The 23,145-nt window shown below is 47.1% G+C and carries 20 protein-coding genes and 1 riboswitch; of the genes, 2 read left to right on the top strand and 18 right to left on the bottom strand.

The features are described from left to right. Nucleotides 1–208 precede the first annotated feature (208 nt). Nucleotides 209–844, bottom strand: a complete 636-nt coding sequence (gene lexA, locus NW747_RS08330) for a transcriptional repressor LexA (protein WP_008859096.1) — start codon at nt 842–844, stop codon at nt 209–211. A 337-nt stretch (nt 845–1,181) separates the two neighbouring features. On the opposite strand from lexA, the gene NW747_RS08325 reads away from it, so the two are divergent. Beyond that, complete coding sequence (locus NW747_RS08325; protein ID WP_008859095.1) at nt 1,182–1,442, top strand: LysM peptidoglycan-binding domain-containing protein; 261 nt, start codon at nt 1,182–1,184, stop codon at nt 1,440–1,442. A gap of 231 nt (nt 1,443–1,673) precedes the next feature. On the opposite strand, the gene NW747_RS08320 is transcribed toward NW747_RS08325, so the two are convergent. Further along, entirely contained in the window at nt 1,674–2,657 is a 984-nt protein-coding gene (locus NW747_RS08320) for a site-specific integrase (RefSeq protein WP_273186776.1), read from the bottom strand. A 736-nt stretch (nt 2,658–3,393) separates the two neighbouring features. On the opposite strand from NW747_RS08320, the gene NW747_RS08315 reads away from it, so the two are divergent. Continuing rightward, nucleotides 3,394–3,519, top strand: coding sequence for a hypothetical protein (locus NW747_RS08315; protein ID WP_273186774.1), 126 nt, complete (start codon nt 3,394–3,396; stop codon nt 3,517–3,519). A gap of 349 nt (nt 3,520–3,868) precedes the next feature. On the opposite strand, the gene NW747_RS08310 is transcribed toward NW747_RS08315, so the two are convergent. The 16 genes from NW747_RS08310 to hcp form a co-directional block, all read right to left on the bottom strand. Continuing rightward, the gene (locus NW747_RS08310) at nt 3,869–5,155 is read right to left on the bottom strand and encodes an amidohydrolase (RefSeq protein ID WP_273186771.1); all 1,287 of its coding nucleotides are present in this window, start codon (nt 5,153–5,155) and stop codon (nt 3,869–3,871) included. An 11-nt stretch (nt 5,156–5,166) separates the two neighbouring features. Next, entirely contained in the window at nt 5,167–6,411 is a 1,245-nt protein-coding gene (locus NW747_RS08305; RefSeq protein WP_273186769.1) for an adenosylhomocysteinase, read from the bottom strand. Further along, nucleotides 6,408–7,466, bottom strand: coding sequence for an S-methyl-5-thioribose-1-phosphate isomerase (gene mtnA, locus NW747_RS08300; RefSeq protein WP_273186767.1), 1,059 nt, complete (start codon nt 7,464–7,466; stop codon nt 6,408–6,410). Before mtnA ends, NW747_RS08305 begins: the two co-directional genes overlap by 4 nt. Further along, nucleotides 7,463–8,260: an S-methyl-5'-thioadenosine phosphorylase gene (mtnP, locus tag NW747_RS08295; RefSeq protein WP_273186764.1), complete on the bottom strand. Its 798-nt coding sequence runs from the start codon at nt 8,258–8,260 to the stop codon at nt 7,463–7,465. Before mtnP ends, mtnA begins: the two co-directional genes overlap by 4 nt. Then, nucleotides 8,257–9,126 carry an Hsp33 family molecular chaperone HslO gene (locus tag NW747_RS08290; protein WP_273186762.1) on the bottom strand — a complete coding sequence of 290 codons (870 nt, stop codon included), beginning with the start codon at nt 9,124–9,126 and terminating at the stop codon, nt 8,257–8,259. The genes mtnP and NW747_RS08290 overlap by 4 nt, the downstream gene beginning before the upstream one ends. Nucleotides 9,127–9,340: 214 nt before the next feature. Beyond that, nucleotides 9,341–9,982 carry a ribulose-phosphate 3-epimerase gene (gene rpe, locus NW747_RS08285; protein ID WP_337954987.1) on the bottom strand — a complete coding sequence of 214 codons (642 nt, stop codon included), beginning with the start codon at nt 9,980–9,982 and terminating at the stop codon, nt 9,341–9,343. Nucleotides 9,983–9,985: 3 nt separating this feature from the next. Beyond that, nucleotides 9,986–10,852, bottom strand: coding sequence for a ribosome small subunit-dependent GTPase A (gene rsgA, locus NW747_RS08280; RefSeq protein WP_273186759.1), 867 nt, complete (start codon nt 10,850–10,852; stop codon nt 9,986–9,988). Further along, the gene (pknB, locus tag NW747_RS08275; protein WP_273186756.1) at nt 10,852–12,708 is read right to left on the bottom strand and encodes a Stk1 family PASTA domain-containing Ser/Thr kinase; all 1,857 of its coding nucleotides are present in this window, start codon (nt 12,706–12,708) and stop codon (nt 10,852–10,854) included. The genes rsgA and pknB overlap by 1 nt, the downstream gene beginning before the upstream one ends. A gap of 12 nt (nt 12,709–12,720) precedes the next feature. After that, nucleotides 12,721–13,446, bottom strand: a complete 726-nt coding sequence (locus NW747_RS08270) for a Stp1/IreP family PP2C-type Ser/Thr phosphatase (protein WP_273186753.1) — start codon at nt 13,444–13,446, stop codon at nt 12,721–12,723. Nucleotides 13,447–13,704: 258 nt separating this feature from the next. Next, entirely contained in the window at nt 13,705–14,739 is a 1,035-nt protein-coding gene (gene rlmN / locus NW747_RS08265) for a dual-specificity RNA methyltransferase RlmN (RefSeq protein WP_273186751.1), read from the bottom strand. 21 nt (nt 14,740–14,760) lie between these two features. Next, entirely contained in the window at nt 14,761–16,107 is a 1,347-nt protein-coding gene (rsmB, locus tag NW747_RS08260; protein ID WP_273186749.1) for a 16S rRNA (cytosine(967)-C(5))-methyltransferase RsmB, read from the bottom strand. Beyond that, nucleotides 16,088–17,029, bottom strand: a complete 942-nt coding sequence (gene fmt / locus NW747_RS08255) for a methionyl-tRNA formyltransferase (protein WP_273186746.1) — start codon at nt 17,027–17,029, stop codon at nt 16,088–16,090. The genes rsmB and fmt overlap by 20 nt, the downstream gene beginning before the upstream one ends. Further along, a complete protein-coding gene (gene def / locus NW747_RS08250) occupies nt 17,022–17,489 on the bottom strand; it encodes a peptide deformylase (protein WP_008859031.1) in 468 nt (155 codons plus the stop codon). Before def ends, fmt begins: the two co-directional genes overlap by 8 nt. A 39-nt stretch (nt 17,490–17,528) precedes the next feature. Further along, the gene (gene priA, locus NW747_RS08245; RefSeq protein ID WP_273186743.1) at nt 17,529–19,907 is read right to left on the bottom strand and encodes a replication restart helicase PriA; all 2,379 of its coding nucleotides are present in this window, start codon (nt 19,905–19,907) and stop codon (nt 17,529–17,531) included. A 78-nt stretch (nt 19,908–19,985) separates the two neighbouring features. Beyond that, the gene (metK, locus tag NW747_RS08240; protein ID WP_008859029.1) at nt 19,986–21,170 is read right to left on the bottom strand and encodes a methionine adenosyltransferase; all 1,185 of its coding nucleotides are present in this window, start codon (nt 21,168–21,170) and stop codon (nt 19,986–19,988) included. A gap of 66 nt (nt 21,171–21,236) precedes the next feature. Further along, nucleotides 21,237–21,342, bottom strand: a riboswitch (SAM riboswitch). Between the two features lie 160 nt (nt 21,343–21,502). Beyond that, nucleotides 21,503–23,131, bottom strand: coding sequence for a hydroxylamine reductase (hcp, locus tag NW747_RS08235; RefSeq protein ID WP_273186740.1), 1,629 nt, complete (start codon nt 23,129–23,131; stop codon nt 21,503–21,505). Between the last annotated feature and the right edge of the window lie 14 nt (nt 23,132–23,145).

Here is a 23,145-nt window from a genome sequence, read left to right as displayed (position 1 = left end):
GTACACCTTGGCGGATAAGCGGTACACTTTCCGCGGAAAGGCGGTACCGCTTTTTCGGATAGGCGGTACACCTGTTGCGGAATATTCACATGAAGGAAGGAAAAATAACCCTTTCCTGAGTAGAAACGATTTCCATACAAAAAGAGCAGGAACCAACAGGCTCCTGCTCTTTTATTGCATGGGAATGAATGAATCAAAAGGCAATACATTAAAAATGACGATAAAGACCAATCACCTTGCCACGAATGGTTACATCTTTGGAAATGATTGGCTTATAAGCATCATTTTCCGGCTGTAGACGGATATGGTCGTCTTCCTTGTAAAAACGTTTAACCGTGGCATCATCATTGCCTACAAGGGCTACTACAATATCACCATCCTGCGCGTGATCCTGCTCAGAGACAATCAGATAGTCTCCTTCTTCAATACCCGCATTAATCATGCTGTCTCCCCGGACCACCAGAATAAAGCAGCTGTTATCACTGCCCACCATTTCAGCAGGCAGAGGGAAAACCGATTCCAGATGCTCATCAGCCACCAGCGGTTCCCCGGCACGGACTGCCCCTACAAGAGGCATGGGAATCATCTTCTTGTGGCGCCAGGACATATCGCCTACCACCTCAATGGCTCTTGAGCTGGCAGGATCTCTCTTAATAACGCCCAGCTCTTCCAGACGAGCCAGATATCCATGAACAGTAGAAGTGGAACGAAGGTTGACTGCCGTGCAGATTTCACGGACAGTAGGGGGGAATCCATCTTCGTAAATTTTCTGACGGATAAATTCCAAGATGCTTTTTTCACGGCTTGTTAATTCCCTGTTTTTACCTAATCTTTTCGCTGCCATTTTTGATTTCCTTCCTATCCTATAAAATATCTAGACTATCTTTTGAAAATCAATCTATTGTTTCAGTACATTTAAAGTATAGTAACCTGCATTTATTATACAGGAAACATTGCATAAAATCAAACAGAAGTTCATAGAATAAATGAGCAGGCAATTATTTATTCCGGGAACATTCAATCCCTGGTCCATTAAAAAAGTCTAATCTCCTGTTCTATTGTACGAAATTATGTTTTGTATTATCATAATTTCAGAAATGATGTTCTACGAATAGCAGTTTTCCAAAATGCTGTTCCTAAGAATACAAGTTTGATAAAGATGACAGGAAGGAGACTGTAAGATGAAAAAAATAACTTTCCTTTTTATAGCCCTGGTACTTCTTTGCGGATGGGGCGTCAATGCTTCCGTATCAGGAGATTCCGTTCAATATGATGTGGTAACCGTTGAAGAAAATGATACATTGTGGGATATAGCAGCCCGTCGTGTAGATAATACGAAGGATATCAGACAGGTAGTTTATGACATTGAGCAGTTTAATCACATCACAAATCCCGGCCAGCTGGAACCGGGAATGAAAATCAAGATTCCTGTGGATTTATAAAAATATAAATTTCTTAAAAAAAGCAAACGTTTATTCTTTTGGCAGAGATTTTCACCGAAAGAATAAACGTTTGCTTTTTATTACGCTCCAGAGAAACAGAAGTTTCTATTTCCTCAGCTATCAAATCAGAGCCTGCTTATTCCCACAAGCATAAAAAGAATGCAAACAAATATTCTTTTCACAAAGAAATTATTTAAAAGAATATATGTTTGTGTATTCGAGACAGGTGTATCACTTTGGCTGGTTAAAAATCTTATCAATGGGATTATTGGTAAACAGATCGGCCTCATTGATATAACGCCGGACCATTTCTACCGAACGATGACGGGTCTGCTTCATAATGAGCCGTTCTTCCACCCCCTGAAGTGCCGCATACGTAGCAAATCCATGGCGAAGACTATGAGCACCGTACATTTCCGGATTTAAACCAATGGAAGCTGCATATTTTTTCACAATCAGATTGATACTCTTGTCACTGAGCCGACGGGAGGAAACCTTACCATTTTTCAGGAAGCTGCGAAACAGCGGACCTGATGTAATACCGGCCGCCGTCAGCCATTCCTGAAGGGCGTGGATACAATCCATGGAAGAATGAGACAAATAGGGGATGCCAATCTGCTGTCCTGCTGAGGTCTGGTCAGTCTTGGAATGGCGGATGGTGACCACAATGCCCTGGGGATATTTCTTGATATCCTCCACATCAAGTCCTGCCAGCTCGCTGCGCCGGAAAGCACCCATAAATCCCAAAAGCAGAACCGCCCGGTCGCGCAGTGCCTGAAGAGAAGTTAAATCCATGCGATGAATCATTTCCTCAATTTCTTCCCAATAAATAGGAGTTTTCCCTTTCTGTACAGTCCCTTTCAAACGAGTAAGACCGATGAGAGCTTCCTTCACAATCCAGGCCCGGCAGGGGTTTTCCACATGGTCCCCGGAAGCATTATAGTTTTCAGAAATGGCGCTGATCCGCCGCCGTATGGTAGAAGCCTTGGCATAGTCTGCTAAATCATTGATATAATTCACAATGGTTTCCGGTTGAGCCGGATAAGAGGTCTGATGATGATACCGGCACCAGTCGCAGAAATCATTCCAGTCCGATTCATAAGCGTCAATCGTATGATTCGCCTTTGTCACCGAAAGGGAATTCATACTTTTGTCAGAGAGGCCCTCACTTTGCGAATTTCTGCTGAAATCTCGCAGAAAAAAATGATTGTCCATACAATCTCCTTACTGATGAAATAGTGTCCATCTTTGCTTTTTTACTATTATACCATCTTTATAAGAAAATAGGTTCCGATAACATTAAATTATCGGAACCTATTTATCCCTCAATCTTCCTTATTATTCCTATTTTTCCCTTTACTCAATATTATTACATCTTACCTGTTTTTATCAAGGCTTTATTCTTACCTTCTCCTTGTTTCGCTATTGAGTCCAAAGATAAGCGTATAAAGAGAAATGGCTGGTATGTTTTCATATTTCCTGGTGAACAGCTCAATTAAAAACACCACAAGGAAATCCGGTGTCTTTGTTTGCCCAATGAGTTCGGTATCTGCATGGTCTACGGCCGCTGCTGTACATGGTACGACGGCGCGCGCCATACATGAGTCTCCCGTCATTTCTGCAAAAGGTGAGATTTTCGGATTTTCCTGTGATGTTTTTTACCTGATCAGGGAAGTATGAAAAGAGGTTAACCCATGGACGTCTGCTTTCCATACTTACATCTCCTATGGCCATCTCGGGGATTTATGGATAACTTTTTTCCATGCTGCAGGTCTTTTACATCCTTCTACTATATAAATAGGAGAAATGTCCTTTATGTGAACATGATGGACAAAATTCTAATGATAATTTCATAATTATGTTTATTACATACCACCTATTGGTGAGCACGCGGCTTTCTCATCAATGATTGATATGTTTTTAAAAGGGAGGTTGTTAAAAGAGGGTGCTTATGCAATATAAATGTATGGAGAGGGAAATCAGGAAGCTCTCCATGGAAGGATTCTATTTCCTTATCTACCTTGTATATCGCGAATATTCCGGCCGGAATGCAGTTTTGGCAGAGAGGAATCAATGAATCTCTGTATACAGATTTCCCGCTTTCCCCTCTCCGGCTCCCAGGGCGCCTTGAGGGCAGAACGGATTCTGCAGAATACGTTAAACCATGACAATCAAGCCAAAGCACGGATATCATCTCATCCAGCATGAGCCCGCATTCCCAGACGACAAGTTCAGGGCTGCTGCAGGAAGTCTCCTTCCTGCAGTCCAGCGTTGACGCCTGATTCTGAGAGGCCCGCAATACTGACCGGCACGGATGACCATCCGTGTTTTTGTGCTGACTTGTCCGTTGTTTTCATGCAAAAAAGCTGCGAATATCGATTTCTAGTACATCGACATTCACAGCTTTTTATTCATACCGAATATTTTTATTTCTTTGTGAAGGCATAGAGCTTTTCGGTCACTCTTTTGACTTCTGCATCCATTTTTTCCGTATCTATAGTGAGGAGTTCTTTATGTTCCATCACCGGTCTGCCGTTGATGATGACGGTATCCACATCCATGGAGTTACCGGCGTAAACGGCCAGGGAGACGCTGTCAAATCTTGGTTTCCAGTGGAATCCGGTTCTGTCTACCAGGATGATATCAGCCAGGTAGCCTTCCTTTAATTCACCAAGATTGTCATAACCAAGGCATTTGGCGCCATCTTTGGTGGCCATGTCTACTGCTTCTTTGGCGGTAATGGCGAAGGGATCATAGTTGGCCGCCTTGTGGATAAGGGCGGTGAGACGCATTTCTGCAAACATATCAAGCTTGTTGTTGGAGGAGGCGCCGTCGGTGCCGATACCTACAGTAATACCTGCTTTCCTCATTTTGGGAACAGGGGCAATGCCGCTGGCCAGTTTCAGATTGGACGCAGGATTATGGGCTGCGCATACATGCTTTTCTTTCATGATGCGAATGTCGTCATCAGTGACATGGACGCAGTGAGCAGCCAGTGTAGGCCTTTCAAAGAGGCCCAGGGAGTCCATGAGAGCAATAGGCGTCATATGGTATTCTTTTTCGCAGTTTTCCACTTCCCCTTTTGTTTCAGAAAGGTGAATGTGAATGGGCATATCGTATTTTTCTGCCACGTCCCGCACTTTTCTAATATAGTCAGGCGGACAGGTGTAGGGAGCATGAGGTCCCATCATGACTTTGAAGCGGCCGTCCCCTGCCCCGTTCCAATTCTTGTAGAGTTCTACGTTTTCATCGATACCTTTCTGTCCATTGGGACCGATACCGGCAAGGCCTCTGGCCAGATTGCCACGGATGCCCGCTTTATCAGCAGCTCTGGCACAGGCGTCCATGAACATGTACATATCGCAGAAGGATGTGGTACCGCCGCGGATCATTTCAGCAAAGGCCAGTGTACTGCCCCAGTAGACGATGTCGTCATCCAGGTGGTCTTCTGCCGGCCAGATTTTATTCTGCAGCCAGTCCATGAGGGCCATATCATCAGCATAGCTTCTGAAAAGGGTCATCGCTACATGGGTATGGGTATTCACAAGTCCCGGCATGGCCAGCATGTCATGGCCTTCGATGATTTCATCGTACTCTTCTTTTTTTGGATTCTCCGGGAATTCTTTGATATATTTGTCTTCTACAGCTATATTCTTGTGTTCGGTGACTTTTCCGTCCTGCATAAGGCCGATATTTTTAATGAGAATTTTCATGACAACCTCCTTCAGTCAAGTCCCAGATATTTTCTCTGGGCTTCAGTGAGGGTATCGATCTTGTAGCCCATGGAAGCCAGTTTGATGGAAGCTACTTTGGTATCCAGTTCATGGGGCAATGTGTATACCTTCGCTTCCATTTCGCTGCCGTGCTGAAGGAGATACCGGGCAGCCAGGGTCTGCATAGCGAAGGAAAGGTCCATGATTTCTGCCGGATGTCCGTCACCGGCAGCCAGGTTAACCAGACGGCCTTCGGCCATGAGGAACACGGTCTTGCCGTTTGGCAGGACGTAGCCTTCAATATTTTTGCGGGCTTCAAATTTCCTTGTGCAGATTCTTTCCAGATCTTTTCTGCTGACTTCGCAGTCAAAGTGGCCGGCATTGGCACAGATGGCGCCGTCTTTCATTTCCATGAAATGGCGTTCTGTGATGATGTCGATATCACCGGTGACGGTAAGGAAGTAGTCCCCCAGTTTGGCTGCTTCGTCCATAGGCATCACTTCAAAGCCGTCCATAACGGCTTCAATGGCTTTGATGGGGTCCACTTCGGTAACGATCACATGGGCACCCAGGCCTTTGGCGCGCATGGAAACACCCTTGCCGCACCAGCCGTAGCCTGCAATGACTACGGTTTTACCGGTGACGGTAAGATTTGTGCTGCGGATAATGCCGTCCCATGCAGACTGGCCGGTACCGTAGCGGTTATCAAAGAGGTATTTGCAATAGGAATCATTAACTGCAATCATTGGGAATTTCAGTTCATGATTCTTTTCCAGAATCTTCAAGCGGTATACACCGGTGGTTGTTTCTTCGGAGCCGCCGATCAGGTTCTTCCTGGCATCTGCTCTGGTGGTATGGAGAAGGTGTACCAGGTCTCCGCCATCATCAATAATGATATCAGGCATATGGTCCAGGGCTTTGTTCAGGAACATGGTATATTCATCATCGGTGCAGCCATGCCATGCATACACAGTAATTCCGTTTTTCACCAGAGCTGCTGCAATGGGATCCTGGGTGGACAGCGGATTGCTTCCTGTACAGATAACATTAGCACCGGCAGCTTTCAGCGTAAGGGCCAGGTAAGCTGTTTTTGCTTCCAGATGGATGGACATGACGATGGTTTTGCCTTTAAAGGTCTGATCTTTGATAAATTCTTCCCGAAGTGCATTCAGGGCAGGCATGAATTTGGCTACCCAGCGGATACGCTGTTCCCCATTGTCAGACAGTGAAATATCACGAATCATAGAATCACTCATAATTGTAAACTCCTTTCATAGTTCTTTATGGTTACATCATAGGGTGGAGTCAGGACTCCTTTTTCTGTGATGATGCCGGTAATCAATGTATGAGGCGCCACATCAAAGGCAGGATTAAAGACAGGCATATCTTTCGGTGCCGTATATATGCCCCTTATCTGCCGCACTTCTTCCGGATTTCTCTCTTCTATGGAGATTTCGTCTCCGCTGGAAATAGAGAAATCAAAGGTGGAAAAAGGAGCGGTAATATAAAAAGGAATATGATGGTAAGCGCAGAGTACGGAAAGGCCGTAGGTACCTACTTTATTCGCTGCGTCGCCATTGGCTGCAATGCGGTCGGCGCCTACGATGACCGCATCAATTTTCTTTTCCTTCATGACCCATCCGGCCATGCTGTCAGTAATCAGAGTGGCAGGAATTCCATTTTCCATAAGTTCCGTACCGGTCAACCGGGCTCCCTGGAAAAGGGGCCTTGTCTCATCGGCATACACTCGTTCAATCTGCCCTCTTTCATACAGGCGGTAAATAACGCCAAAGGCAGTACCTATGCCGGCGGTGGCCAGGGCACCTGTATTGCAGTGGGTCAGGATGCGGAGATTTTTCCTCCCTTTAAAGAGGTCTGCCCCATGGTCTGCCATGGCGCTGCAGAGGGCCTTGTCTTCTCTTTCAATGGCCTCTGCCCTTTCTATAAGCCCTGCCAGGGCTTCCTCTTCCGAAAGAGTATCAAAGGTATGAACCATTTCCCTGACAGCCCAGGACAGGTTCACTGCCGTAGGACGAGCAGCAGCAAGCTCCCTGGCCGCCCTGTGGAAAGCATCCTTTAAAGAAGGGCCGGAAAGCCCTTCTTTTTTAATTTCCTTAAAGGCCAGTACCATGCCGTAGGCCGCCGCCACCCCGATGGCCGGAGCACCGCGGACAGACAGGCGGGAAATGGCCTCTCCCACTTCCCTGCTTTCTCTGCAGTGAATATAGGAAATATTTCCTGGCAGTTTTGTCTGATCAAGCAGTACCAGTTCTCCCTTTTCCCATTTCAGGGACCAAAGTGCTTCACTCATAAGAGATGGAATCCTCCAAAATCTTTTGCTGCATGGTGACAGCTGCATTCCGTATCAGGGTCATAGGTTCTGGAAAGGATGGTAATGATTTTCTTGAAGCTTTCCAGGTTATGGTTCATGCAGTCCACCACTTCCCTGTGGGAAAGGGGGGTATCAGAAATACCAGCGGCAAAATTTGTTACCATGGAAATGGTAGAATAGCAGATTTCCGCCTCTCTGGCCAGGACACATTCCGGCAGATTTGTCATGCCCACCACATCAGCTCCCCATTGACGGTAAGCCTTGATTTCAGCCGGCGTTTCAAAACGGGGGCCTTCGGTGCAGATATAGGTTCCATGGGGATGAAGAGTAATATGCTCTTCTTCTGCCGCCCTGATGATGGCCTGGCGAAGGGTCTCGCAGTAAGGATGGGTCATATCCAGATGGGCTACGCCATAATGCTCTCCGTCATAGAAAGTCCCTTCCCTGGATTTTGTCATGTCGATGAACTGATCAACCAGAACCAGTTCCCCTGCCTTATAGCCGGGATTCAGAGAACCCACGGCGGTGGTGGAAACTACGGCCTTTACATCCAGCATTTTCAGGGCGTAAATATTGGCTCTGTAATTGATTTTATGAGGCGGAATGGTGTGATGCACGCCATGACGGGCCAGGAAGATGATTTCCTTATCTCCGAATCTGCCTGATTCATAGCTTGCCTTTCCATAGGGTGTATCGATGATTTCTGAATGAAGATCAGTCAGGATGCCGGGATCATATACGCCGGTACCGCCAATAAAAGCCAGTTTGCTCATTGTACATTTCCTCCCTTTTCATTGAACCATTTCACAAGAGTTTCTCTGGAAATTTCATATTTTTTCCCACAGTAGTGGCATTCTATTTCTATATGGTCATCGTCCAGGAGGCCCTGCTGTTCAGCCAGAGGAAGACCTTGCAGAGAATGCTTGATCCGATCTTCTCCGCAGGTGCAGCGGAAGGAAACAGGAGCACTTCCCAGAAGGACATAATTTTCTTTGTTGAGAAGGGTGGATAGGGACGCTTCTTTTCCAGTCTCATCAAAAAGATCCCACTTTCGGTCTTTCGCAAAGAGCTCTCCAAAAAGTTTTTTATCCCCTTCAGGCATGAGCTGGGCGATAAAGCCGGCCATGCGGATGATTTTCCCCTCTTTGTCTGTCAGGGCTTCGATTTCTACGTGAGACAGGGTCTGGTCAGACGAATTAATATAGTCAGATACACAGGAAGCCGTATCTCCGTCAGAGAGGTCCACTGCCGATACATAGGGCATTTTCAAAAGGGAATAACGGGTAACGAAGAGTTTTCCCCTGCGGCTCACCCATTTCGCTTCCTCAGCGGGGGTGTAGGGAATGGTGCCGTCATCGGGATTTTCGATAAATCCCCGCACATACCTTCCTTCGTAGGCATCGGCATGGATAGTCCCTAAAGGCGAATTAGTCACCCATTTCAGGGAGACCCCTTCATGATTTTTAAAATCCATGGCCAGGATGGCGGCTGCATTTAAGACCTTTCCCAAAATGACCGCAGAAAGAGAAGGAAGATGATGAATTTCCTGGGCCCTGCGGGCTGCATCCGTAACATCGGCTACGGTGATACGAATGCCGTCGGTGCTCAGGTAATGGTCAATCCGATTCATTTCACTCATAGGTATGACTCCTATTAAAACATAAATAAATTACTCTATTATTGTAACACTAAAAAGAAGCTGGTGCTTGACAATCTTTAAAGGATGGCGGATTTTCCTGCTCTTTTCTATCCTGTCCGCCACTCTGGATAGAAGGCTGAATTTCAATTCCCCTTTGGATGCTGCTCGTATTCCACACCACTAAAAAAGCGGCAGTCCTGCCGCTTTTCGATTATTATACTTTCAAATCCCGGATGGCCTTCGCCCTGTCTTCTTTTCCAAAGACCGAAGAACCGGCGACCAGAATATGAGCGCCCGCTTTTTTGAGAAGCGGCGCATTATCCCTGTTCACGCCGCCATCCACTTCGATAGAAATGGAAAGTCCTTTTTCCTTAATCATGGCGGAAAGGGCGGCAATTTTATCAAGGCTATAGGGAATGAATTTCTGCCCGCCAAAGCCGGGATTCACGGACATGATGAGGACAAAATCAAGAAGAGGCAGGACCTGTTCTATGGAAGCGAGGGGGGTGCCCGGATTCAGAGCAATACCGGCCTTGATCCCCCGGTCTTTGATGTTATGAATCATGCGGTCCAGGTGCGGCACTGCTTCTACATGGAAGGATACCATGTGAGCTCCTGCTGCCTCAAGTCCTTCCAGATAGGCTTCGGGATGATAAGTCATAAGGTGAACATCAAAAGGAAGTTTTGTACAGGACCTTAAGGATTGAATGACTGGTACGCCAAAAGTAAGATTAGGTACAAAGCGGCCATCCATAACATCCAGATGGACGTAGTCAGCGCCGCCTTTTTCAATATCCTTGAGCTCATCGGCCAGACGGGAAAAATCTGAAGCCAGTATAGAGGGAGCAATTTTCATAATTTACCTCCTTGGATTCCTTATTTCATCCAGTATTTCAAGATATGACTGATATCGCCGCTGCTGAATCAGTCCTTCTTCCACCGCCTGCCTTACAGCGCAGTCCGGTTCTTTGCTGTGGATACAGTCATTGAACCGGCATTTCCCCAGGAAAGGTCGGAAATCACGGAATAAATAGGAAAGATGGTTCCCTTCGATCCGGTCAATATCAAGATAGGTATAGCCCGGTGTATCCATAAGGAATCTCCGGTCTTTCCATTGAATCAGTTCCGCATGGCGGGTGGTATTCTTTCCCCTGCCTGTATGGCGGCTCACTTCACCGGAAAGGAAATGGGATTTTCCAAGTATCCTGTTCAGAAGAGTCGATTTCCCCACTCCGGAGGGTCCGGAAAAAGCTATGATTGGTCCTTTGAGGGCACTGGTGAGTTTTTCAAGCCCCTCATCGTGAAGAAGAGAAAGGGAAAAGGCGGAATATCCGGCTTTTCTGTAGTAGGTAACAGCCTTTTCAGCCCCTGCTTCGTCTAGATCAGCCTTATTAATCACAATCAGTGGTTCAACGCCGGCCTCTTCAGCCATCACCACCATCTTGTCCATAAGGAAGAGATTCAAGTCCGGGGTACGGACGGCTGATACAAGTACAAGCTGGTCTATATTAGCGGAAGGAGGACGGTAGAGCACGGTTTTCCGTGGATACACATGAGTAATGACCGTCTCCCCACTATTTCCCGTTTCAAAGTCCACATAGTCCCCTACCAGAATATCGATACGCCGTTTCAGCCTGCCCCGGGAGCGGCAGAGAGACAGGGCGCCTTCACTGCCGTATATGGTAAAATAGCCATTCTGATTTTTCAGAATCAGTCCCTTCATCATCAAAGCTCCCGATCCTGTACTACAGAGCCGTCAATGACTACCTGTACATGTACGTTTCCGCTGCCGGAAACATCCTTGCTCACTGTGCTTCCTGGAGCTGCTTTGCCGCTGTAGGCAGTATGCTTCCCACTGTCATCGGTGACATAGATTTCTACCTGTCGTGCATTGCCGCCTTTAGGAATGGAGATATTCACAGTGCCGGTCTTAGTCTGGGATTTCTTCTTTCCAACAGTCAGATTGACCACATTGGAAGAGGTGGATTCACCGCCTGCCGGATCCTGGGAAATAATGATGGCGTTGCTGTCATCGGTAGAGGTACCGTCAGAAGCATTGATGGTACCAACGGAAAGCTTCATGGAAAGCAGTGTATTTCTGGCATCAGCCAGTGTCATGCCCACTACATTGGGTACATGGACCTTTTGTTTCATATTAATGACAATATTCACTCTGGTTCCCTTGGTGGCTTTAGCGCCGGATTCAGGGCTCTGGGAAATGATGACATCCGATGGTTTATCGGGATCATTCCCGTTTTCCACAGCTCCCAGAGTGAGTCCCATTTTATCCAGCCTTTCCTTGGCCTGTTCCAGAGTCAGCCCTTTAAGGTCAGGAATCAGCATGGCAGATCCGCCTTTGCTGACAGTGAGGTGGATAATACGCCGAGCTTTTACATTAGTTCCGGCGGCAGGGGTCTGAGAAATAACCTGTCCTGCCGGTACGTCATCACTGGCTATTTCATCCACCGATACTTTCAGATCCAGCTTCTTCAGCGTAGTTTCAGCCACTTCCACCGGCTTACCTACCACGTTGGGAACGGTGATATTTTCAGAACTCCAGAAATTGCCAAAGCTGAAAAAGGCCCAGGCAAAACAAATGATGAAAAGGACAACCATGCCGATCCAGATGTACTTCTGCGGCAGATTCGTAATGAATCTGGTCAGTTTTGTTTCTCTCTGTACTTTGTGAGTCCGTACTTCTTTCTTGGGGATAGGCCTTGTCATGGCTGTAAAGTCATGAGAGGCGGGCTTGTATATGGTAGTAGTAAAACCCTGGGCGATTTTCAGTTCAGAAATAAAATCGGATACCGTATCGTATCTTTTATCCGGATCTTTCTGGAGTGCCGTTAGGAGACATTCCTCAAGCATGGGAGAAATGGCAGGATTGTATTTAGTGGGCCGCGGAATGTCGCCCTGCATGTGCTGGAGAGCAATGCTCACAGCCGTTTCTCCTTCAAAAGGAAGGTGGTGTGTCAGCATTTCATAAAGAACGATACCCAGGGAATAGATATCGGTCTTGGCAGTTATTTTATCTCCTGCTGCCTGTTCTGGCGAAAGGTAATGGACCGAGCCCAGGATGGACTGTTTGTCAAGAACAGTAGAAGAGTTAATGGCGCGGGCAATACCGAAGTCCGTCACCTTCACTTTGCCTGTCCTTGTGAGAAGTACGTTATGCGGTTTGATATCACAGTGGATAATGCCGTTGGCATGAGCTTCTTCCAGGGCATAACCGATTTCAATAGCAATGCGGACAGCCGTATCAATGGGGATATTGGGGTGGTTCTGGATATACTGCTTCAGCGTTTCCCCTTCCACGTATTCCATGACGATGTAATGGACGTCACCGTCGCAGCCTACATCGTAAATACCCACAATATTTGGATGGGACAGCTTCCCTGCAGACTGGGCTTCATGGCGGAACCGCACGATAAAATCATTGTCTTCTGCAAAGCTGCTGTGCAGAATTTTGACTGCCACAATCCTGTCAAGAAGGATATCTTTGGCTTTGTACACATCAGCCATACCGCCTGAACCGATTTTTTCGATCAGTTCATAACGTTCATCAAGAATTTTACCAGTCATATTTTACTCCACTCAGTTCCAAAATTGAATCAAAATAAAGGAGGCATTGTCTCTGGCCCCTGCTTCATAGACTTTTCCCATAATCAGGCGGCCCAGTTCTTTCAGGTCTTCTTTTGTCTTTCTGGGGCTGGACGCAATCAGACTTTCCAAATCCCTGTCTTCTACCATGCCCGAAACGCCGTCGGTGCAGAGAAGGATGAAGGTTCCATTTTCCAATGCAAAGGAACCGGTATCCACTTTCAGCTCATCTTCAATGCCCACGGCACGGGTAATCTCATTTTTTCTAGGATGAACCCTCATTTCCGCCCGGGACAGCTTCCCTTCGTTCACCAGTTCCATAACAAAAGAATGGTCTACGGTAATCTGTTCCAGCTTTCCCTGCTGAAAGCGGTAGAGCCGGCTGTCTCCCACATGGGCCCAAACCAGCTTATCCCCCGCTTCTGCTGCAGCTACCATGGTAGTACCCATGGACCGAAGCTCGGGATTATCCTTTTTTTCATTGAGGATAGCCCTGTTGGCAGCATAAAAGGATTCCTTCAGCAGCTGCTCTGAAAAAGCAGGGACGCTGCCAAGGAAACGGCCGGCACTCTGTACTGCCAGGCTGCTGGCAATTTGGCCGCCATCATAGCCGCCCATACCGTCAGCCAGAAGGTACAGGTTATTCACAGACAGATTGATGGCGTCCTCATTGACCTTTCTTACAAGGCCTTTTTCCGATTCTCCATAAGTTAGTATCATCTAAGTTTTTTCCTATCAAGAAGCAACCCCACGCCCGGCATGTTCATTTGCCGGAACTGATAAACCTAAACTTATCCAATTAATTTAATACTAACATCATCAGCAGGGATAGTCAATTTTCTATCCCCTTTGAGAGGCTCTTTTTGAGTAAAAAGTGGGAATTTCTCTCATGAAACAGGGGTGATTCTGCGGGCAGTCCCCAAAATGACAGGAAAAAACAGAGTAAAATGGAAAATCATAGAAACAGATGCCGCGCCCTTACTTGTCAGAGAGGAAACGGCGCTTCAGCTGTCCGCAGGCAGCCTGGATTTCATCACCCATCTGTCTTCTGACAGTTACACTTTTTCCATGCTTTTCCAGAATAGAAACGAACTTCCGGATTTCATTCATATCCGGCGGATAGAGCTGGATATGTTCCGTACCATTAATGGGGATAAGATTGAAATGGCAGTTCATCTTCCCGGTCAGACGGCAGAGCTCTTCGGCATTTTCCGGAGAGGCATTGATATCCTTAATAAGGATGTATTCAAAGGTCACTCTCCGTCCCGTGGTTTTGAAATAATAACGGGATGCCTTTACTACATCCTCGATTTTGAAATTGCGGCTCACCGGAAGAATCCGGTTTCTGATTTCATCGTTAGGGGCATGGAGGGAAATAGCCAGGGTAATAGGCAGGTGCTCCTCGGCCAATCGGTAAATCTGAGGCACGATACCACAGGTGGAAAGGGTGATATTTCGAAGGCTGATATTCAGCAGTCCCGGGTCATTGGCTAGTCGGATGAAGCGGAGAACTTCCTCATAGTTGGTAAGCGGTTCTCCGGAACCCATGAGGACGATGGAATGGATAGGCGCATCCAGTTTTTCTTTGAACGCATACACTTGGGCCAGCATTTCCGATGCGGTAAGGTTTCGTTCCAGCCCCTTTCTGGTGGATGCACAGAAGACGCATCCCATGGCACAGCCCACCTGCGTGGATATACAGATGGAATTTCCATAATTATGATGCATGCATACCGTCTCAATCAGGGAGGCGTCGGAAAGCTTCAGGAGGATTTTCGTGGTATCTCCGTCATTGGAGGCAAGGGTGCTCATGATTTCCGGTTTATTGAGCAGGGCTTCTTCTTTGAGCATATCCCGCATGGAAGCAGGAAGCTGCTTCATTTCGGAGAAATCATAGATATAGCGGCGGTACAGGTAGTCCTGCAGCTGCTTGGCTCGAAACTTGGGAAATCCCTTTGACACCACCCATTCTTCCATTTCTGGCAGGGTGTGTCCCCAGATATTAAAAGGCATAATAGCTCCTTCTATAAAGAATTATTTTTTCAGCAGTTTGGCAATAAAGAAACCGTCGCTGTGAAGTTCATAGGGCAGGATGGTCATCATTCCATCGGCCGATTTCTTTTGATCTCCCAGCGAAAATTCAAGGGGAGTGAATTCCTGGTGTTCTTTCAAAAACTGACGGACTCTGTCTTCATTTTCTGCAGGATTCAGGGTGCAGGTGCTGTATACCAGAAGGCCGCCTTCTTTTACATAGGAAGCAGCGCAGGAAAGAAGTTTCTCCTGGAGAAGCGGAAATTCGTTCAGATCCTCTTCCTTCCGGTGCCAGCGGATTTCCGGTTTATGGGAAAGAACGCCCAGGCCGGAACAGGGAGCATCCAGAAGAACCTTATCGTATTTCCCAAAGAGAGCAGGGAAAGGTTTTCCTGAATCCCTGGCTCCTGCATGGATGATGGAAATCCCCAGTTTCCTTGCATTATTTTTTATGAGTGAAATCTTATGGGGATACAGGTCCCAGGCATCAATGGTTCCGTTATTCTTCATCATTTCTGCCATCTGGGTGGTCTTGCTGCCGGGGGCAGCGCACATATCAAGCACCCTGTCCCCTTCCTTCGGAGAAAGAACAGTAGCCGGAATCATGGAGGAAAGGGACTGTACATAAGCAAGGCCCTCTTCTGCCAGAGGCCAGAATGCATGGGCTCCTTCCAAAAGGATGAGGGCATTGTTATCCCAGGGGACGGCCTCTGTTTTGATGCCTTTTTCCGCCATCATTTTTTGAAGGGCATCCCGGTTTGTCTTTAATGTATTGACTCTCACAGCCAGCTTCGGCGTTTCATTGAAAGCCTCTAAAATGGACGCTGCTTCCCTGCTGTAATGAGACTGCCACCATTTCACCAGCCATTCCGGTTCATTCCAGTAAAGAGAATCGTAGAGCAGCGGATTGTCATTTCTGGGAAATAAAGAAAGTTCATTCTTTTTACGGATATATCCCCGGAGGATGGCATTGATAAAGCCCACATTTCCTTTATGGGTGATTTTCTTTGCTATTTTTACCGTTTCATTGACTGCGGCAGAAGCAGGAATTCTTGACAGGTAAAGAAGCTGATAAAGACCGAGACAGAGAAGGATTTTTACAGATGGATGGATTTTTTTTAAAGAATAGGTGCTGAGGCGTGAAATGATCCAAAGAAGGTAATTATATTTCCGAAGCACTCCATACACCAGTTCCGTTAAGAGCCGGCTTTCCGGCCCATTTAAAGGATATTCCTTCAGCACATGCTGGAGGGTGAGATTGGCATAGGCTTTTTTCTCCAGAATGTCGTATAAAGCCTGATAAGCAAGCTTCCGGGCAGAAGGCAGGGGCTTAGCGGTCGAATTCATCATTCACTTTCACCTGGTATCCATGAATAAAGTCGGAAGCATCCATCTTTTTATGGTTTTCCGGCTGGATTTCTGAAATAACAAGGGCACCACTGCCGCAGGCCACATGAATCCGGTCCTCTGCAAGGGACAGGATGGTGCCTGGCCGGGAAGAGTGCTTTACAGCTTCAGGAGCTGCTTTATGGATTTTTACTCTTTTTCCTCGATAGAAACTGTAGGTACCGGGGTTTGGATTCATGCCTCGAATCAGGCAGTCAAGCCTTTCCGCCGGAAGATTCCAGTCCAAATGGCCCATGTCTTTTGTAATTTTTTCAGCATAGGAAGCTTCTTCCTGATTCTGGGGAATCGAATGCTGGAGCTTTTCGGGAAGGTCATCAAGTACGTGAATAAGTTCTCTGGCCCCCAGGCTTCCCAGCCGGTCAAAAAGTTCTCCTGCATTCATGTGGGGAGGAATGGCCATTTTCACTGCGGAAATAATATTTCCCGTATCCATGCCTTCATCCAGCTGCATAATGGTCACACCGGTTTCCTTTTCACCATCAATAATGACCCGCTGAATGGGGGCAGCGCCCCTGTATTTCGGAAGAAGAGACGCATGGACATTGATAGCTCCATAGGTGGGAATATCAAGGACTGCTTTGGGGAGAATCTTTCCATAGGCGATAACCACAAGAAGATCCGGAGATAAAGCTTTCAGTTTCTCCTGCTCTTCCGGATTCTTCAAACTGTCCGGCTGGTAAACCGGGATATCATGAGAGAGACCAAATGATTTCACCGGGGAATAATTAATCTTTCTGCCCCGTCCGTTAATCCGGTCCGGCTGGCAGTAAATCGCCACCGGCTTATAACCGTTGAGAGTCATGGCTTCCAGTGCAGGAACGCCAAAATCGGGAGTTCCCATAAAGACGATACGATACTTATTCATTTGTTTTCGGTCCTTTATGAAGAGAAATGGCCTTTTCAATGAAGAGAATACCGTTCAGGTGATCTGTTTCGTGCTGGATGCAGCGGGCAAGAAGGCCGGAGGCTTTTTTTGTTTTCTTTTTCCCGTGAATATCCTGATAGCGGATAATGACATTGGAATAACGGGTTACTTCACCAAAGAATTCAGGAACGGAAAGGCAGCCTTCCGTATCTGTGTTCATTTCATCTCCATCAGGCTTCCATTCCGGATTTATGTAGGCTTCGAATCCCGATACTCCATCATCGGCTACGAAAATTCTTTTGGAAACGGCAATCTGCGGCGCAGCCAGGCCAACACCGTTTGCTTCGTAAAGAGTCTTCTTCATATCATTCACAAGGAATTTCAAACTTTTATCAAATTTTTCAACCGGCTGTGCCTTCATTTTTAAAATGGGGTTGCCGGCAGTAATAATGGTACTCAATTCATTTCCTTCTTTCTTTTATGGTTATTATGAGTCCTTTTATAAAGGATCTACGTCTATAATTATATCATTTTCCTCAAACAGGGGCGTCCCGCGCATGGCGTTTTTTAAAGAGGTAAGACTTTTGCCCTTGACAAGAATAGATATGTAGTAGAGATTTCGAACACGCTTGATTGGTTCACTGAAAGGGGCGCTGCACTTTACATTTCCCGAAAGCCGGGGAATGACGCTTTGAAGCCAGCTGTGAATCCGCCCGGCCTGGGAGTCTGCTTTTTTTTCATCTTCATTAAAGCAGGTAATCTTCATAAGTCTCGCAAAAGGTGGGTATTCCAGAAGTTTTCGATATCGAAGCTCCTGTTTGTAAAAGCTTTCATAATCCTGCCGCGCAGCGCATTGGATGACATAGTGGGAAGGGTTATAGGTCTGCAGAATTACTTCTCCCTGTTTCCTGCTCCTCCCTGCCCTTCCGGCACATTGGGTAATGAGGTTGAAAGTCTGTTCCGCCGCCAGATAGGAAGGAATATTCAGAATGCTGTCGGCAGAAAGAATGCCTACCGTCTGCACACCGGGAATATCATGGCCTTTAGCCACCATCTGGGTGCCGAAAAGTATATCAAATTTCCCCTGTCTGAAATCATCCAGAATTTCCCTGGCACTGTTCTTCCTTCTGGTACTGTCCAGGTCAAACCTTCTGACTCTGGCCTCAGGCAGGAAATCAGCCAGTTCTTCTTCTATCCGTTCTGTGCCCGCTCCCAGGTAAAGGATGCGGGTGCCATGACATACAGGGCATTCTCCGGGAAGTGGGTGTACTGTTTCACAGTAATGGCACTCCAGCCGATTCATTTCCTTATGGTACACCAGAGATACATCGCAGTTGGGACATTTGAACACATGGCCGCAGGAAGAGCACATAAGGGTGGTGGCAAAACCGCGCCGGTTCAAAAGGAGAATGGCTTTATTCTTTTCAAGGATCGTCTTCTGGAGAAGGGAGATTAAAGGTGCAGAAATAAGACCGCTTCTGTCAATCGGCGGGTTCTCCTTCAAATCACATACATGAATCTGTGGAAGCGGCGTTTTGAACACCCTTTCCTTCATGTTGAGGAGACTAATTTTCCCCTGGCAGGCCGCATAATAGGTGGTTATGGAAGGAGTGGCGGCGCCAAGTACAATAGGACAGTGATAAATGACCGCCATGACTTTGGCCGCGTCCCGGCCGTTATACCTTGGAGTTTCCCCCTGCTTATAGGAGGTATCATATTCTTCATCCACCACAATGAGCCTTAGATTCTTGAAGGGCATGAAAATGGCGGATCGGGAGCCGATGACAATGGGACTCTCTCCGCTCATGATACGCATACGGTTGTTATACCGCTCCCCTTTGCTGAGGCCGCTGTGCATAAATACCACTTTATCCCCAAAGATGGAAGCAAAATAAGAAGTCATCTGGCTGGTGAGGGCGATTTCCGGCACAAGAATGAGGGCGGATCCCCCTTCTTCCAGAGCGTGGCGGGCGGCCTGGAGATAAACCTCGGTCTTCCCGCTCCCAGTCACCCCTTTTAAAAGAAACCCTTCATAGGCCTTTCGATCTATGGAATCACACAGGGCTTTGACCGCCTTTTCCTGTTCTTCGGTCAGTGTCTTTTCCTTCTTTTCCCCTTCCCTGGTAATCAGAGAATAGGTTTCCTTTCTATGATAGACCGCATGGCCGTATTCATTCAAAAGAAATGCATGAATAAGAGCAGTGGAAAATCCCTTTTCCTTCAACCTGCTCACCGGCTGGGAACCGTTGGCCTGAAGAAATTCAGAAAGTTCTGCCTGCTTTCGACTCCTTCCCTTTTCTTTATCCGTGAGCTCCCTGTCCGGCACAATCCATTTTTCCAGAGGGATTTTATGAGCGGCTGCCAGGGTTTCCTTTTTGATGAGAAAATTCTGTTTCACGTATTCCATCAGCCTGTCCCCAAAAAGGAGGGCCGCCGATTTATCATCCAGACTGTCCACGGACCGGTCTACCAGTCCTTCTATGTCCTCCACCGGTTCCTTCTCTATTTTTTTCCAGTTCACAGTATAGGTTATTTTCGTTTTGACAGCTTTCTTGTCGATATAGAAGAGACGGAGGGCATCGATCAGCGTGCACATGTAATATGAGGAAATCCAAAGGGCAGTCCGTATCATTTCATCAGTAAACCAGGGAAAGGAATCTACCAGAGACAGAATATCCAGAAGTTTATAGGATAACTGAGATGTATCTTCTTCATGAACGGAAAGAATAATTCCCTCTTCCTTCCGTCTGGCAAAATTCACTACGCAGCGCCAGCCCACACCTGCCCCTTTCATGGTTTCAGGAATACGATAGGAAAAGGTTCGGTTCAGATGCTTGGAAGGTCTGTTAATCAGAACTTCTGCAATGGTTTCCTGCATAGGATGCTCCTTCCCAATAAAAAATGGACAGCCCGAAGGCTATCCATTATTTTATCATATTTTTGGCTGTTTAAGAAATCAGAGGCCTGCTTCTTTCCTGAGCACATCTGCTTTGTCAGTGTGTTCCCAGGGAAGATCAATGTCTGTCCTTCCGAAATGGCCATAAGCAGCAGTCTGCTTATAGATAGGACGGCGGAGATTCAGCATATCGATAATGCCTGCAGGACGGAGTTCGAAGTTCCGGCGGATAAGGTCCACGATTTTTTCATCATCAATTTTTCCGGTGCCGAAGGTATCAACGAAGATGGAAACCGGTTCCGCTACGCCGATGGCATAAGCCAGTTCGATTTCACATTTATCTGCAATGCCGGCTGCCACAATGTTCTTAGCCACATAACGAGCAGCGTAGGCAGCACTGCGGTCTACCTTTGTGGGATCCTTGCCGGAGAAGCAGCCGCCGCCATGACGAGCCATGCCGCCGTAGGTATCTACAATGATCTTACGGCCTGTAAGGCCGGCATCGCCCTGGGGTCCGCCGATAACAAAGCGTCCGGTGGGGTTGATAAGGTATTTTGTATTTTCATCAAGGAACCTGGCAGGAATGGTGGCCTTGATGACCTTGTTAATCATGTCTTCTTCAATCTGTTCATGGGTAACATCAGGGTTATGCTGGGCGGAAATGACTACGGTATCTACGCGGACCGGTTTGCCATCGTCATATTCCACGGTAACCTGGGTCTTTCCATCAGGACGGAGATAAGGAACGTCTCCGTTCTTTCTTACTTCAGCCAGACGCCGTGCCAGCCGATGGGCCAGAGCAATCGGCATGGGCAGGTATTCCGGCGTTTCATTGGATGCATAGCCGAACATCATGCCCTGGTCGCCGGCACCGATATCATATTTATCAGCTTTCTTTTCCTTGGCTTCCAGAGACTGGTTGACGCCCATGGCAATATCGGGAGACTGTTCGTCAATGGCCACGTTAATTCCGACACTTTCGCCGTCAAAGCCATAACGGGCATCGGTGTATCCTATATCGTTAATGGTCTTTCTGATAACCTGGGGAATAGGTACATAGGCGGTGGTGGTAATTTCACCAAATACATGGACCTGACCGGTGGTTACAATGGTCTCGCAGGCCACACGGCCATTGGGATCCTGGGCCAGGATGGCATCAAGAATAGCATCAGAAATCTGATCGGCGATTTTATCAGGATGACCTTCCGTAACGGATTCTGATGTAAATAATACTTTCTTAGACATATAAGTCCTCCTCACTTGAAATGTGGAAATATAATAAAAAACGGCTCTCCGCAGGGAGAGCCTATCCTCTCATCTGCCAGCAATATGCTGATGGAATTAGCACCGGTTCCTTTTTCAGGAATGGTTGCTGCAGCGTCCCCGGGCCAAATCCCTCAGCTGCTCTTGATGAGTCTTTATTCACTTGAGTACTATTATACCGTTATTTCTTTATTTTAGCAATAGTTAACTGTTATTTGGTCATAGGAGTTAACGAAGAAAACTGAAAATTTCAGCTTTTTCCGAGGTGGTCCAGGAGGCAGCCTGCATTCCTTTTGCTTTTCCCTGGTTATTTCCTATTTTCCAAAGAAAATCTTCATATCTTCTTCCACCGTAGTGATACCGGCAATACCGAATTTATCTACCAATACGTTTACCACTGCCGGCGAAAGGAATGCCGGAAGTGTGGGTCCCAGATGAATGTTCTTCACTCCCAGGGAAAGGAGGGCAAGAAGGACGATGACCGCCTTCTGTTCATACCAGGCAATATTATAAACAATGGGGAGTTCATTCACATCGTCAAGGTTGAAAACTTCCTTCAGCTTCAGGGCAATGAGGGCCAGACTGTAGGAATCGTTGCACTGCCCCGCATCCAGCACCCGGGGAATGCCGCCGATGGTTCCCAGATTCAGCTTGTTATACTTATATTTGGCGCAGCCGGCAGTCAGAATCACTGTATCTGCTGGAAGAGCTTTTGCAAATTGACGGTAGTATTCCCTGCTTCTTGCCCTTCCATCACAGCCGGCCATGACAATGAATTTCTTAATAGCGCCGGACTTCACTGCCTCCACCACCGTATCTGCCAGAGCAAGCACCTGGTTATGGGCGAAACCGCCGGTAATAAAGCCTTTTTCGATTTCCTTCGGCCCTTTGCAGGAAAGAGCCTGACGGATAATAGGAGTGAAATCCTTTTTGCCGTCTTTCTCATCAATATGGCCGGCGCCGGGGAAGGAAACCACACCGGTGGTCCAAAGTCTTCCTTTATAGCTGTCTTTGGGAGGCACCACGCAGTTGGTGGTCATGAGGATAGGACCGTTAAAGGATTCGAATTCCTCCCTCTGTTTCCACCATGCATTACCATAATTCCCGGCAAAATGGCTGTATTTCTTAAAGAAAGGATAGTAATGGGCAGGAAGCATTTCCCCATGAGTATACACGTCCACACCGGTCCCCTCTGTCTGTTCCAGAAGCATCTCTAAATCTTTCAGGTCATGACCGGAAATGAGAATGCCCGGGTTGCTGCGTACACCGATATCCACCTTTGTGATTTCCGGCTGTCCATAGGCAGACGTATTGGCTTCATCCAGAAGAGCCATGCCCTTAACGCCGTATTCGCCGGTTTTCATGGTCAGGGCGAAAAGGTCATCTACGGAAAGGTTCCTATCCAGCAGACGGGCCAGCGTGTCTTCAAGGAAATCGTTGATTTCCCGGGATTCTTTATGAAGAACCCTTGCATGGCGCAGGTAAGCGGAAAGACCTTTCAAACCATAGGTAATGAGCTCACGAAGAGAGCGGATATTTTCATCTTTTTCGGAAAGTACGCCGATTTCCGGATTGTCATAGGAACCATCAGAAGGCTTCCAGAGAGCAGCATCAGAAAGAGAGGACTGATCCGGCAGTAAACGGAGAAGCTCCTCTTTGACTGCTGCTGTTTTCTGTATTCTTTCTTCAATCATGGTATCATCAAAGTTGGCATTGGTAATGGTGACGAAGAGATTATCTTCAATCAGATGGGCCACATGGTCAGGCACCGTAGTCCCTTTCCGCCGGCATGCGGAGGAGACTTCGGAAAGGCCTTTGGTCATATAAATAAGTACATCCTGCAGATGGGCGGTACGGGCCGATTTTCCGCACATCCCCTGAATGGTGCATCCCCTGCCGCCTGCGGTTTCCTGGCACTGATAGCAAAACATCTGATTTTCCATTGATTTCCTCCTCA

Origin of the sequence: Dialister succinatiphilus, from assembly GCF_928721695.1 — a bacterium.
In the GTDB taxonomy this organism is placed as follows: domain Bacteria; phylum Bacillota; class Negativicutes; order Veillonellales; family Dialisteraceae; genus Dialister; species Dialister succinatiphilus.
The sequence above is the reverse complement of the archived record's forward strand: the minus strand, read 5'-3'. Positions and strand labels throughout refer to the sequence as shown.

What these genes read in the sequence shown, in the direction of transcription:
- lexA (WP_008859096.1), bottom strand. Translation starts at nt 844, where the DNA reads ATGGCAGCGAAAAGATTAGGTAAAAACAGGGAATTAACAAGCCGTGAA.
- NW747_RS08325 (WP_008859095.1), top strand. Translation starts at nt 1,182, where the DNA reads ATGAAAAAAATAACTTTCCTTTTTATAGCCCTGGTACTTCTTTGCGGA.
- NW747_RS08320 (WP_273186776.1), bottom strand. Translation starts at nt 2,657, where the DNA reads ATGGACAATCATTTTTTTCTGCGAGATTTCAGCAGAAATTCGCAAAGT.
- NW747_RS08315 (WP_273186774.1), top strand. Translation starts at nt 3,394, where the DNA reads ATGCAATATAAATGTATGGAGAGGGAAATCAGGAAGCTCTCCATGGAA.
- NW747_RS08310 (WP_273186771.1), bottom strand. Translation starts at nt 5,155, where the DNA reads ATGAAAATTCTCATTAAAAATATCGGCCTTATGCAGGACGGAAAAGTC.
- NW747_RS08305 (WP_273186769.1), bottom strand. Translation starts at nt 6,411, where the DNA reads ATGAGTGATTCTATGATTCGTGATATTTCACTGTCTGACAATGGGGAA.
- mtnA (WP_273186767.1), bottom strand. Translation starts at nt 7,466, where the DNA reads ATGAGTGAAGCACTTTGGTCCCTGAAATGGGAAAAGGGAGAACTGGTA.
- mtnP (WP_273186764.1), bottom strand. Translation starts at nt 8,260, where the DNA reads ATGAGCAAACTGGCTTTTATTGGCGGTACCGGCGTATATGATCCCGGC.
- NW747_RS08290 (WP_273186762.1), bottom strand. Translation starts at nt 9,126, where the DNA reads ATGAGTGAAATGAATCGGATTGACCATTACCTGAGCACCGACGGCATT.
- rpe (WP_337954987.1), bottom strand. Translation starts at nt 9,982, where the DNA reads ATGAAAATTGCTCCCTCTATACTGGCTTCAGATTTTTCCCGTCTGGCC.
- rsgA (WP_273186759.1), bottom strand. Translation starts at nt 10,852, where the DNA reads ATGATGAAGGGACTGATTCTGAAAAATCAGAATGGCTATTTTACCATA.
- pknB (WP_273186756.1), bottom strand. Translation starts at nt 12,708, where the DNA reads ATGACTGGTAAAATTCTTGATGAACGTTATGAACTGATCGAAAAAATC.
- NW747_RS08270 (WP_273186753.1), bottom strand. Translation starts at nt 13,446, where the DNA reads ATGATACTAACTTATGGAGAATCGGAAAAAGGCCTTGTAAGAAAGGTC.
- rlmN (WP_273186751.1), bottom strand. Translation starts at nt 14,739, where the DNA reads ATGCCTTTTAATATCTGGGGACACACCCTGCCAGAAATGGAAGAATGG.
- rsmB (WP_273186749.1), bottom strand. Translation starts at nt 16,107, where the DNA reads ATGATGAATTCGACCGCTAAGCCCCTGCCTTCTGCCCGGAAGCTTGCT.
- fmt (WP_273186746.1), bottom strand. Translation starts at nt 17,029, where the DNA reads ATGAATAAGTATCGTATCGTCTTTATGGGAACTCCCGATTTTGGCGTT.
- priA (WP_273186743.1), bottom strand. Translation starts at nt 19,907, where the DNA reads ATGCAGGAAACCATTGCAGAAGTTCTGATTAACAGACCTTCCAAGCAT.
- metK (WP_008859029.1), bottom strand. Translation starts at nt 21,170, where the DNA reads ATGTCTAAGAAAGTATTATTTACATCAGAATCCGTTACGGAAGGTCAT.
- hcp (WP_273186740.1), bottom strand. Translation starts at nt 23,131, where the DNA reads ATGGAAAATCAGATGTTTTGCTATCAGTGCCAGGAAACCGCAGGCGGC.